Source organism: Streptomyces katrae, from assembly GCF_000966975.1.
Lineage (GTDB): Bacteria > Actinomycetota > Actinomycetes > Streptomycetales > Streptomycetaceae > Streptomyces > Streptomyces katrae.
On sequence record NZ_JZWV01000562.1, the window covers coordinates 1 to 11767 of the forward strand.

Annotated in this window: 10 protein-coding genes, 2 pseudogenes and 1 riboswitch; of the genes and pseudogenes, 6 read left to right on the top strand and 6 right to left on the bottom strand. The window is 71.8% G+C overall.

Going from position 1 to position 11767, the window contains the following annotated elements; genetic code table 11:
* Positions 1 to 223, bottom strand: a pseudogene (locus VR44_RS20380) (EamA family transporter); the annotation flags it as partial.
* A gap of 171 nt (positions 224 to 394) precedes the next feature.
* Between VR44_RS20380 and VR44_RS20385 the strand changes: the two are divergent.
* Positions 395 to 823 (top strand): type II toxin-antitoxin system Rv0910 family toxin, encoded by a 429-nt coding sequence (locus VR44_RS20385; RefSeq protein WP_045948990.1) that lies wholly within the window; start codon positions 395 to 397, stop codon positions 821 to 823.
* Between the two features lie 79 nt (positions 824 to 902).
* On the opposite strand, the gene VR44_RS20390 is transcribed toward VR44_RS20385, so the two are convergent.
* Positions 903 to 1517, bottom strand: a complete 615-nt coding sequence (locus tag VR44_RS20390; protein ID WP_094191780.1) for a PadR family transcriptional regulator — start codon at positions 1515 to 1517, stop codon at positions 903 to 905.
* A 237-nt stretch (positions 1518 to 1754) separates the two neighbouring features.
* On the opposite strand from VR44_RS20390, the gene VR44_RS20395 reads away from it, so the two are divergent.
* Both VR44_RS20395 and VR44_RS20400 read left to right on the top strand, forming a co-directional pair.
* Complete coding sequence (locus VR44_RS20395) at positions 1755 to 2504, top strand: hypothetical protein (protein ID WP_045948992.1); 750 nt, start codon at positions 1755 to 1757, stop codon at positions 2502 to 2504.
* Between the two features lie 58 nt (positions 2505 to 2562).
* The gene (locus tag VR44_RS20400; protein ID WP_045948993.1) at positions 2563 to 3381 is read left to right on the top strand and encodes a PhzF family phenazine biosynthesis protein; all 819 of its coding nucleotides are present in this window, start codon (positions 2563 to 2565) and stop codon (positions 3379 to 3381) included.
* 22 nt (positions 3382 to 3403) lie between these two features.
* Here VR44_RS20400 and VR44_RS20405 read toward each other — a convergent pair whose 3' ends face one another.
* Both VR44_RS20405 and VR44_RS20410 read right to left on the bottom strand, forming a co-directional pair.
* Complete coding sequence (locus tag VR44_RS20405; RefSeq protein WP_045948994.1) at positions 3404 to 4204, bottom strand: CPBP family intramembrane glutamic endopeptidase; 801 nt, start codon at positions 4202 to 4204, stop codon at positions 3404 to 3406.
* Between the two features lie 157 nt (positions 4205 to 4361).
* Positions 4362 to 5897: a glutamate-cysteine ligase family protein gene (locus VR44_RS20410; RefSeq protein ID WP_045948995.1), complete on the bottom strand. Its 1536-nt coding sequence runs from the start codon at positions 5895 to 5897 to the stop codon at positions 4362 to 4364.
* A gap of 496 nt (positions 5898 to 6393) precedes the next feature.
* On the opposite strand from VR44_RS20410, the gene VR44_RS20415 reads away from it, so the two are divergent.
* Both VR44_RS20415 and VR44_RS20420 read left to right on the top strand, forming a co-directional pair.
* Positions 6394 to 7014 carry a hypothetical protein gene (locus VR44_RS20415; protein WP_045948996.1) on the top strand — a complete coding sequence of 207 codons (621 nt, stop codon included), beginning with the start codon at positions 6394 to 6396 and terminating at the stop codon, positions 7012 to 7014.
* Positions 7015 to 7288: 274 nt separating this feature from the next.
* A complete protein-coding gene (locus VR44_RS20420; protein WP_045948997.1) occupies positions 7289 to 7477 on the top strand; it encodes a DUF5999 family protein in 189 nt (62 codons plus the stop codon).
* 72 nt (positions 7478 to 7549) lie between these two features.
* On the opposite strand, the pseudogene gcvP reads toward VR44_RS20420, so the two are convergent.
* A pseudogene (gcvP, locus tag VR44_RS20425) lies at positions 7550 to 10358 on the bottom strand (aminomethyl-transferring glycine dehydrogenase).
* Positions 10359 to 10553: 195 nt separating this feature from the next.
* Positions 10554 to 10652: riboswitch (glycine riboswitch) on the bottom strand.
* Positions 10653 to 10764: 112 nt separating this feature from the next.
* Here gcvP and VR44_RS20430 point away from each other — a divergent pair.
* Positions 10765 to 11115 carry a PRC-barrel domain-containing protein gene (locus VR44_RS20430; protein WP_045948998.1) on the top strand — a complete coding sequence of 117 codons (351 nt, stop codon included), beginning with the start codon at positions 10765 to 10767 and terminating at the stop codon, positions 11113 to 11115.
* On the opposite strand, the gene VR44_RS20435 is transcribed toward VR44_RS20430, so the two are convergent.
* Positions 11112 to 11767, bottom strand: a 656-nt coding sequence (locus tag VR44_RS20435) for a DinB/UmuC family translesion DNA polymerase (protein ID WP_045948999.1), incomplete at its 5' end; no start/stop codon positions are given. The genes VR44_RS20430 and VR44_RS20435 overlap by 4 nt on opposite strands.

Here is an 11767-nt window from a genome sequence, read left to right on the forward strand (position 1 = left end):
GCCCGAAGCCGGCCAGCAGCAGGGGCCGCCGCCGCACCAGGGCGCGGTGGCGCCAGGCCAGCGGGGAGAGCACCAGGGCCGCCCCCGCCACCCGCAGCCACACCATGTGGAGCGGGTCCAGACCCGCCTCGATCAGCGGCTTCGCCGCGACGCCGGAACCACCGAACGCACACGCCGAGACGAGGGCGAGGCCCAGTCCGGCGTTCTTCCCTGACGCTTGCATCGGGCCATCATGACAGGACGCGTCAGGAGCGTCACCAGGGTGACACCTGTTGAGACGCACCCGACACCGAGGGCCCGGGCACCCCCGACATCTGACAGCCCATCAGTATTGAATGTTCCGGTCCCCGGGGCTACGTTCCGCCGCACGTACCCGACGAGAAGGGGTGGACGCATGGCTGAAGTCACCGCGGAATCACGCATCGAGGCGCCCGCCGCGAAGCTCTGGGCCCAGCTGACCGACTGGGGCGCGTACGGCCAGTGGAGCATGACCCACACCGACTTCCCGAAGGGCGGCCCCGAGACCCTCGCGGTCGGCGCCACCTTCACCGAGAACATGAAGATGATGGGCTTCCCCGCCGAGGTCCTCTGGACGGTCTCGGAGCTGGAGGACCAGCGCCTGTTCGCCATCACGGGCAAGGGCCCGATGGGGGTCGCCGTCCTGACCCGGTACACCCTGACCGCCGACGGCACGGCGACGAAGGTCCGCATCGACGGGGAGTTCACGGGGGCCGCGGTGTCCCTGATGGCGGGCAAGCTCAAGGACTCGGCCACCGCCGCGCTGAACGAGTCGCTGCGCCGGCTCGCCGCCCTGGTCGCCTGACCCGCCCCCCCGCACACGCCGAACGGCGCGCCCCGCGAGAGTCCTCGCGGGGCGCGCCGTTCTCGTTCCGCCGGCCGGGTCAGTGCTCGTCGGCCAGGATCAGGTACAGCTTCTTGCGGGCGTCGTTGACGACCGCGAGGGCCTTCTCCCGCTGCTCGGGCGTGCCGGTCTTGAAGACCTGCCCGAAGGCCTCCATCAGGCCGACGCCGGCGGCACGGACCTCGTGCATCGCCTCGAAGTCGAAGCCTCGCCCGGCATCCGCCCAGGGGGCGTCGGGGCCCGACTCGGCCTCGGCGCGGCCGGAGTCCGTGAGCGTGAACAGCTTCTTGCCGCCCTCGCTCGCGCTGCTGATCAGCCCTTCGTCCTCGAGCAGCTGCAGGGTCGGGTACACCGAGCCGGGGCTGGGCTTCCACGCCCCGCCGCTGCGCTCGCCGATCTCCTGGATCATCTCGTAGCCGTGCATGGGCCGGTCGGCGAGCAGCGCCAGGATGGACGCGCGCACGTCGCCGCGCCGCGCCCTTCCGCGCGGGCCGCCGCGCCCGCCCCTTCCGCCGAAGGGCCCGCCGCCGAAGCCGGGGCCGAACGGCCCGAAGGCCGCGCGACGCCCCCTGAACTCCTCCCGACGGTCCGGCCCGCAGTGGCCGTGACCCCGTCCGTGCTCGTGTCCGTGGCCGTGCTGTCCGCGTGAACGCATCACTGCGCTCCTTTCGTCCGACTGTGCTTCCTTGACGTGTTCCACTATCGCTGATCCATCGCGATGCGTCAACGATATATCGGAAACTATTGCAAGGAGAGCCCACCGAAGGCGGCAACACCACTCCCCACCTGCACCCTTTGGGGTGGATCGGCGGCAGAACTCCTAGTCGATGCTCGTCCGCGCGTGCTGTTCTTGCCCCGCGAAACCACGGGAAGCCGACGAAAGGGGACATCCATGCGCCATCAGGGACGGATCAGGAAGTGGCTCGCCGCGGCGGCCGGCGCGGCCGCGCTGCTCTCCGCACTGCCGGGGCCGGCGGCAACGGCCGCGGCCGACGAGGTCCGGCCACTGGCGGGGAACATCCTCAACCTGCACCAGTGCGTGTACCAGCCCACGCCGGGGGTCGACTACCTCACGACGCTCGTGCCCAGTCTCGACGGGCGGTTCGCGGCGGGGACGAACATCTCGGCGGCACCGGACCGGGCCCTGTCCTGCGGCGGCGGTGACGGCAACTACACGCCGGTCTTCCCCTGGGCCTCCTTGGAATCCCTCGACCTGGGCTCCGGCCGCTACCTCAACCTGCACCAGTGCGTCTACTACTCCGACCTCCAGCACGACCACCTCACCGTGATCGTCGGGGGTCGGGGCAGCGAGTGGAGCGCCGGGACCAACGTCTCGAACACCCCCGACACCCAGGTCTCCTGCGGCCCCGGTCGCGGGCTCTACTACCTGGTGCCCCTGCTCTCCTCCGTCAAGGCGCTGGACCTGACCGCCGGGCGCTACCTCAACCTCCAGCAGTGCCAGTACTACTTCAGCCGCCTCACCGACCACTTCACCACCTTCCTGCCGAGCGGTGACGGCCGTTTCGCCACCGGCACGAAGATCTCCGGCACCGCCGACACGACCCCCACCTGCGGCTCCGGGGACGGGAACTACACCCTCATCCCCCTCCTGTCCGGCACCAAGGCCCTCTCCCGGACCTGACCCCCACCGCCCCCGCGGCCTTGGCGCGGGTCCGGACGGGCCCCCTACGGTCGGCCCCATGCGCATCCGAATCATCGACGCCTTCACCGACCGCCCCTTCCACGGCAACCCCGCGGGCGTCCTCCTCCTCGACGGTCCCTTCCCCCCGGACACCTGGCTCCAGCAGGTCGCCACGGAGGTCAACCTCTCCGAGACCGCCTTCGCCCACCCGCTGCCGCCCGGCGGGGACGCCGACTGGGCGCTGCGCTGGTTCACCCCCGTGGCCGAGGTCGACATGTGCGGCCACGCCACCCTCGCCACCGCGCACGCCCTGGCCACCAGCGGCCTCGCCGAGGGGCTGATCCGCTTCACCGCCCGCTGCGGCATCCTCACGGCCGAGGTCGCCGAGGACGGGACGATCACCATGGACTTCCCCACCTCCTCCCTCACCCCCGTCGAGGCCGACCCCGAGATCGCCCGCGCGCTAGGCGCCGGCATCAAGTCGGTCCACGACACCTCCGCGCACATCGGAGACCTGGTGGTGGAGCTGGCAGACGAGCGGACCGTACGGGAGCTCTCCCCCGACTTCGCGGCCCTGCGCGGCCACTCCCGCCGAGGGGTGATCGTCACGGCCCCCGCCGAGGACCCCGCCCGCGGCTACGACTTCGTCAGCCGCGGCTTCTTCCCCGCCCTCGGCATCGAGGAGGACCCGGTGACCGGCAGCGCCCATACGGCCCTCGCCCCGTTCTGGGCGGCGCGCACCGGCCGCACCGAGATGACCGGCCTCCAGGGCGGTACCCGCACGGGCCTGGTCCGGGTGCGCCTCGCGGGCGAGCGCACGCTCCTGACCGGCCACGCGGTCACGGTCATCGACGGCGAGCTGCGCACCTCCCCCTGAGGGGACTGCTCCACCTGAGGGACTACGGGGTCGGCAGCCAGCCGACCTTGCCCGCGAGCAGGGCGTACCCGCCGAAGGCCACGATGTCGAGCAGGGCGTGCGCGACGACCAGGGGCCCGACCCGGCCCCAGCGCCGGTAGGCGAGGACGAAGACGACGCCCATCACCACGTTGCCGAGGAACCCGCCGATGCCCTGGTAGAGGTGGTACGAGCCGCGCAGCAGGGAGCTGGCCAGCAGCGCGGCCGCCGGAGACCAGCCCAGCCCGTCCAGCCGGCGCAGCAGGTAGGCCAGCACGATGACCTCCTCCACCACGGCGTTCTGCACCGCGGAGAGGATCAGCACCGGGAACTTCCACCAGACGTCGGGCAGGGCCTCGGGCACCACCGTCAGGTTGAAGCCGGTGGCGCGGGCCGCCAGGTAGAAGGCCAGCCCCGCGCTGCCGATCGCGGCGGCCACCAGCGCGCCCCGGGCCAGGTCCGGTCCGGGGCGGGTGCGGTCGAAGCCCAGCACCCGCAGCCCGGGCGCGCCCTCGCGGGTCAGCAGGTGCGCGACGAGCAGCACGGGCACCAGGGCGGTGGCGATCCCGAACAGCTGCCAGGCCAGGTCGAGCCAGGGCCGCCCGGGGGCGTAGGAGCCGTTGAGGGTGGCGGCCTGGTCCTTGAGGCCGCCCGGCTTGGTGAGCGAGCCGATGAAGCTGATCAGCGCCGAGACCCCGCTCGCGCCCAGCGACAGCGCGAGCACGAGCAGCGTCTCGGTGCGCAGGACCGCGCGCCGCCCGTCCTCGCGCAGCTCCACGACCACCGGCTCCGGCTCCGCCCGCACGCCCGACTCCCGTCCTGCCCCGTCCGTCACGCTCCGACCACCCCATACTGCCTCCTCGGAGGCCGGACGGAATCACCAGGACTGGACCGAGGACGGAACGGAGCGGGGCGGAGCAGGGCCGGAACAGGTCCGGGGCAGGCCGGCAGCGGGCAGAAGGTCAGCGGCGGGCGGCCGCGGGCGCGTCCACCTCCTGGCCCTCCAGCCCGACCGGCCAGGTGTGCACGGGGTCTCCGCGGTGCATCAGCTCGCTGTAGCGGCGGGTCGTGGCCGCCAGTGCGGCGCCGCGGTCCAGTCCGCCCGCGAGCGCGCGGTGGTAGGTGTCCACCTGCCAGGTCGCTCCGTTCACACGGCGCCGGCACCGCTCCTCGATGATCCCCAGGTACAGGTCGCGGTCGGCGGGCTCGATGCCCCAGGCGTCCAGTCCGGCCGCCGCCATCGGCAGCAGCTCCTCCAGCACCAGCCGCACCGCCGGCACGCTCGCCAGTCCGCCGGAGCGCCCCTTGCGTGGCCAGCGGATCCGCGCGTCGATCCCGTACCGGCAGGCGGCGTCGAAGTTGGCCTCCGCCTCGGCGAAGGACAACCGGGTCCACACCGGGCGCGGCTCGTCCGCGAGGGTGCGCACCAGCCCGTAGTAGAAGGCGGCGTTCGCGACCACGTCGGCGACGGTGGGCCCGGCGGGCAGCACCCGGTTCTCCACCCGCAGGTGCGGCACCCCGTCCGCGACCCCGTAGACGGGCCGGTTCCACCGGTAGACCGTGCCGTTGTGCAGCACCAGCTCCTGGAGGCTGGGCACCCCGCCCTCGGCGAGCACCCGCAGCGGCTCCTCCTCGTCGCAGATGGGCAGCAGGGAGGGGAAGAAGCGCACGTTCTCGGCGAACAGCTCGTACACCGAGTCCACCCACTTCTCCCCGAACCAGGTGCGCGGCCGCACCCCCTGGGCCTGCAGCTCGGGCGGCCGGGTGTCCGTGGCCTGGGTGAACAGCGGCGGCCGCGACTCGCGCCACAGCTCGCGCCCGAACAGGAACGGGGAGTTCGCCCCCACCGCGATCTGTACGGCGGTCACCGCCTGGGCGGCGTTCCACACGTCCGAGAACCGCGCCGGGGTGACCTGGAGGTGCAGCTGTACGGAGGTGCAGGCGGCCTCCGGCACGATCGACCCGGTGCTCCAGGTCAGCCGCTCGACCCCCTCGATGTCGAGCCGGAAGTCCTCGCCGCGCATCATCAGGATCTGTTCGTTGAGCAGCGAGTAGCGGTCCACCGCGGACAGGTTGGCCAGGGCCAGGTCGGCACGGGTGATCGTCGGCAGGATCCCGATCATCACCACCCCGGCGTCGATCTCCGCGGCCTGCCGGTGGGCGTAGTGCAGGCCCGCGCTCAGTTCCTCCGCGAGCCGGTCGAATACCCGGCCGTCGAGCCGGTGCGGGAGTACGTTCACCTCCAGGTTGAACATTCCGAGTTCGGTCTGGAAATCCGGGCTCGCTATCCGCTCCAGGACCTGTGCATTCACCATGCGCGGCAAACCGTCGGCACCCGCGAGATTCAGCTCGATCTCCAGTCCCATCATGTTCTTGGGGCGGTCGAACCTCTTCTCCGCCAGAAGCCGCTCCAGTCCCTCCAGGCACTCGTGAAGCTTCCTCCGATACCGATGCCGATCGGACAGGTCGAATCCGCCTGCCACGACCTTCTCCCCCATCGAAGCGTCCCTCCTCGAGCGGGCCTGGCCCGGTGCACCCGGGCGCGCGTTACGGTCGATGATGCCCAGGGCCCGTGATCGATAACGCCGCGGGGAGCGGCTTGGCGGGGAGCGCGCGCCGGTGTGGCCGGATGGTCGCTCCGGCACATTCACCTGGCAACCCGTGATGCGCAAATTCCGTATGGGTTTTACCTGCCCATGATTACCGGCACTTTCCAGCCGAGCCCCCGTCCGGTAACCTCCGAGGTCAGCGCGGGTTCCCTCACGCGCGAGCGGCATGAATGCCATGACAGCGGGTCCGGTAAGCGCCTTGTCGGCAATAGGCGGGACAGCTAGCCGAAACACTGCGTGAACACATGTCGTATAAACTCCGCAAACGAGGCAGAGAGTTGGCGCGCGGCCATTGCCCCAATGCCCACCTCTGACCCCAGAATGCGACAGCGCCGTCCGCACCTTCCCCTGCACCACCGGTCTCCCAAGTGAGAGGCGACCCACCATGCCGCTGCATGTCCCCCCGGCTCCCGCGCCCGCCCTGCGCAGCGTCCTCGCGGCACTCGGTTCCCCCACCGCCGTCCACGAGGCGCACACCCCCGCCCTGCGCGCGGTCCAGGGTCCGATGACCGCCGAGCTCCCGCTGCCGGTCCACGTGCTCGACCGCCTGAGCGTGTCCGGCCGCGCGGCCGACGGCAGGCCGCCCCGCACCCGCCTCACCGGCTGGCGGTTCCTGATCCGCAGCGGCGACCGCTTCGTGGCGGCGGCCGACACGCGGCTCACCCCTGACGGCTGGGCCTTCTCGCACTTCTTCGAGGGCCCCTACGTCGCCGCCACCGAGCGCGCCCTGCGCCAGGCGGAGCAGCTCGGCAAGAGCTACCAGCCACGGCTGCTGTCCGTACCCGAGCTGTACATGCTGACCCTGTGGCTGCACGGGGCGGTGGGCGCCGACGCCGCCGCCGGCCTGCCCGCCGCCGCCGATCTGCTGGTGCCGCTGGCTCCGGCCCCGCCCGGGATCGCCCCCTACCGGCCGCACCCCGTCTCGGAGCTGCTGCCGGTACTGACCCACCGGCTGACCCCGGCGGCCCCGCCGCTGCCGCCCACCCTGGCGGCCCCCGCGGCCTGACCCGTATCACCCATTCGGCCTAGTCCCCCGGGGTCAGCCGCGAACCATCCGAAAGGACAGGGCAGTTGGCTTGAACCGCCCGCACGAGTGATGCGTCTTCAATCCATGAGGACTGCTGCCGGGAAATCCCTGCGAAGCAGCCGTCATGGGGGAAGACTGAGGACCATCCTCCCCGCAGGTGCGGGGACGACCCAGGGGGACGGCCATGAACCACGCATCGAGCCGTAGCGAACAGACCCGCGAACAGACCACACCGCAGCGAAAGAACGCATCCATGTGCCAGCACCAGCCTGCCTGCCCGTCATCAGATTCCGCCGACCGGGAGGCCGCGCGCCCGGTGGCCAACCACCCGGAACAGGGCTGGAGCCTGCTGTGCAACGGCGTCCTGCTCTTCGAGGACACCGGTGAGCTGCTGCCGGACGGCAAGATCATCGCTCCGCACCGCCCGCTCGCGGCGGCCTGAGCACGCACGCATGGAAAGGGGCCGGCCCCGGAGCGGAAAGCTCCGGGGCCGGCCCCTTCACCGTGTCAGGGTTCAGTTGTCGTACTCGTCCAGCGGCGGGCAGGAGCACACCAGGTTGCGGTCGCCGAAGGCGCCGTCGATCCGGCGCACCGGCGGCCAGTACTTCTCGGCGGCGGAGACACCACCGGGGAAGACCGCCTCGTCACGGGTGTACGGGTGGTTCCACTCGCCGCCCAGCGAAGCCGCCGTGTGCGGGGCGTTGGCCAGCGGGTTGTCGTCCGCCGGCCACTCGCCGCCCGCGACCCGCTCGATCTCGGCGCGGATGGCGATCATCGCGTCGCAGAAGCGGTCGATCTCGGCGAGGTCCTCGGACTCCGTCGGCTCGATCATGAGCGTGCCGGCGACCGGGAAGGACATGGTCGGGGCGTGGAAGCCGTAGTCGATCAGGCGCTTGGCGATGTCGTCGACGCTGACGCCCGTCTCCTTCGACAGCGGCCGCAGGTCGATGATGCACTCGTGGGCGACCAGGTCGCCCGGGCCGGTGTAGAGCACCGGGTAGTGCGGCTCCAGGCGCTTGGCGATGTAGTTGGCGCCGAGCACCGCCACCTGAGTGGCGCGGCCGAGTCGGACCGACGCCCGTCTCCGGGCCGGCGGTCGGCTGGAGCGGGTGGTTCGGCAGGTACGGGGCCAGGTGCGCCCGGACACCGACCGGGCCGACGCCCGGGCCGCCGCCGCCGTGCGGGATGCAGAAGGTCTTGTGCAGGTTCAGGTGCGAGACGTCGCCGCCGAAGTGACCCGGCTTGGCCAGACCCACCAGGGCGTTCAGGTTGGCACCGTCCACGTAGACCTGGCCGCCCGCCTCGTGCACCTGGGCGCAGATGTCGGCGACGTGCTCCTCGAACACACCGTGCGTCGACGGGTAGGTGATCATGAGCACGGCCAGCTCGTCGCGGTACTGCTCGATCTTGGCGCGCAGGTCGTCGGTGTCCACCTCGCCGTCGTCGGCGGTCTTGACGACGACGACCTTCATACCGGCCATCACGGCGCTGGCGGCGTTGGTGCCGTGCGCGGAGGACGGGATGAGGCAGACGGTGCGCTGCTCGTCACCGTTCGCGCGGTGGTAGGCGCGCACGGCCAGCAGGCCGGCGAGCTCGCCCTGGGAGCCGGCGTTCGGCTGGATGGAGACCTTGTCGTAGCCGGTGACCTCGCAGAGACGTTCCTCCAGCTCGCTGATGAGCGTGAGGTAGCCCCCGGCCTGCTCGACCGGGGCGAAGGGGTGCAGCTGGCCGAACTCGGGCCAGGTGACCGGCTCCATCTCGGTGGTCGCGTTGAGCTTCATGGTGCAGGAGCCCAGCGGGATCATGCCGCGGTCCAGCGCGTAGTCCTTGTCCGAGAGCTTGCGCAGGTAGCGCAGCATCGCGGTCTCGGAGCGGTGCTGGTGGAAGACCGGGTGGGTCAGGTACGCGTCCGAGCGCAGCAGGCCCTCGGGCAGCGCGTCCTCGGTGGTGGCGTCCAGGGCCTCGATGTCGGCGGAGACGCCGAAGGCGGCCCAGACGGCCTCGATGTCGGCGCGCAGCGTGGTCTCGTCGCAGGAGACCGAGACGTGGTCGGCGTCGGCCTGGTACAGGTTGACGCCGTTCTCACGGGCGGCGGCGACGACCTCGGCGGCCTTGCCGGGGACCCGGGCGGTGACGGTGTCGAAGAAGGAGCCGTGCACCAGCTCGACCCCGCCGGCCGTCAGGCCCGCGGCGAGGAGCGCGGCGTAGCGGTGGGTGCGGCGGGCGATCGTCTTCAGGCCGTCCGGGCCGTGGTAGACGGCGTACATACCGGCCATGACGGCGAGCAGCACCTGCGCGGTACAGATGTTGCTGGTGGCCTTCTCGCGGCGGATGTGCTGCTCGCGGGTCTGCAGGGCCAGACGGTAGGCCTTGTTGCCGTCCGCGTCCACGGAGACGCCGACGAGGCGGCCGGGCAGCGAGCGGGCGTGCTTGGCCTGGACGGCCATGTAGCCGGCGTGCGGGCCGCCGAAGCCCATCGGGACGCCGAAGCGCTGGGTGGTGCCGACGGCGATGTCCGCGCCGAGGGCGCCCGGGGAGGTCAGCAGGGTCAGCGCGAGCAGGTCGGCGGAGACCGTGACGATCGCGCCCAGCTCGTGGGCCTGGTCGATGACGGCCTTGATGTCGCGCACGGCGCCGGAGGCGCCCGGGTACTGGAGGAGCACGCCGTAGACGCCGCGCTCGGCGATCTCGGCCGGGATGCCCTCGGAGAGGTCCGCGACGACGACCTCGATGCCGATCGGCTCGGCGCGGGTCTCGATCACGGCGATGGTCTGCGGCAGCGCGTCGGCGTCGACGAGGAAGACGTTGCCCTTGACCTTGCCCACGCGGCGGGCCAGCGTCATGGCCTCGGCGGCGGCGGTGCCCTCGTCGAGCAGGGAGGCGCCCGAGGTCGGCAGGCCGGTCAGTTCGGCGACGACGGTCTGGAAGTTCAGCAGCGCCTCGAGGCGGCCCTGCGAGATCTCCGGCTGGTACGGGGTGTAGGCCGTGTACCAGGCCGGGTTCTCCATGACGTTGCGCAGGATCACCGGCGGCGTGAACGTGCCGTAGTAGCCGAGGCCGATCATCGAGGAGAGGACCTGGTTGCGGTCGGCGAGCGAGCGCAGCTCGGCGAGCACCTCGGCCTCGGTCCGCGCCTCGGGCAGGTTCAGCGCTTCGGCGGTCTTGATCACATCCGGCACCGCGGCGGCGGTCAGCTCGTCGAGGGAGCCGTAGCCCACCTGGGCGAGCATCTTCGCCTGCGCCTCGGCATCCGGGCCGATGTGACGCTGCTCGAAGGGGATGCCCCGCTCGAGCTGGGAGAGCGGAATGCGGTTGGCGGTCATTACGGAGGCCTCCTGGTCGTATGACCTGCGAGGGGCACCACGGCGCGGGCACCCGGACGGCCTCCCCCTCTGTCATCTCAACCTGAGAGCTTCACCGGAGTCGTGGGGATCGCCCGTCGTCCGGCTTTCACCGTCGGTGAGGAGTGGGGACCGGCACTGCGCGCCCGGCACCCGCTCCTGCTTTCCAGAGTGGCCTCGTCACGTGCGGTACGTATGCCTGAGAGATTCCGGGGAGGATTTGCTCCTTCGGCGCCTCCGACGTACTCACTCGGAGGACTCTCCCGCACAGGGTCAACAGCCATCACCCAGCCTACCAGCGAGGATCTGGACCCTCCCTCGAGTGGCCCCCTATCGGAATATGCACTTTTGTAGTCATTACGGATGACTGCGACCACGTGGAGGGACCGTGCAGACCGACATCGATCCGCGCAGCCTGATCGGCCGCAAGGCGTTCGACCGGAACGGGGCCAAGATCGGCACCGTGGACGAGGTCTACCTGGACGACGCCACGGGTGTCCCGGAGTGGGCCGCGGTCCGCACCGGCCTGTTCGGCCGGGACGCCTTCGTCCCGCTGGAGCCGAGCGAGGTGGTCGGAGAGGTGCTGCGCGTCCCGTTCGAACGCTCCCTGATCAAGGACGCCCCCGACTTCGGGGTGGGCCGCCACCTCTCCCCCGAGCAGGAGCTCCAGCTCTACCACCACTACGGCCTGGACGTCTCCCTGCCCGGGGACTTCCACGTCCCCCCGCCGTCCGACTAGGGCTGGGAGGCGTCCGGCCGGCCCACGAGGGGCAGCGGGTCGGAGGCCTCCAGCTCGGGGTCGTCCAGCAGGAAGGTCCGGACCCGTCCGGGCGGTGAGCCGGGCTGCTCGAAGCGCACGGTGACCCGCCCGACCCCGCTGCCCTGCACCCAGCCGGGCCCGTACAGCGCATGCCGTACGTCGCTCCCGGCGGGCCAGTGGCGCGCCGCGGCCTGGGGCTGGTCCTCCACCGGCGCCACGGCCGTCTCAGCGGGCCCTGGAGCCCCTAGGGCCCCGGATATCCCGGAGGCCACGGCGGCACCCGTAACCCCATCGGTCTCCTCGGCCTCCCGGACCCCGTCCGGCGGAGCGGCGCCCGCCTCCTGGGCCACCGCGCCGAGCGCCTGGGCGAAGAGGTCCTCCTGGGTGTAGTCCGCCAGCCCGCTCACGCCGACCCCCAGCAGCCGCACCCCACCGGTGGTGTCCACGCCCTCCAGCAGCCGGGCGGCCGCCTCCCGCACCACCGCCGGATCGTCGGTGGGCCCGCGCAGGGTCTCGGAGCGGGTCAGGGTGGAGAAGTCGTAGCGGCGGACCTTCAGGACGATGGTCCGCCCCGAGTGCCCCGAGGCCCGCAGCCGGCCCACGCACCGGTCGGCGAGCCGCTGCACCTCGA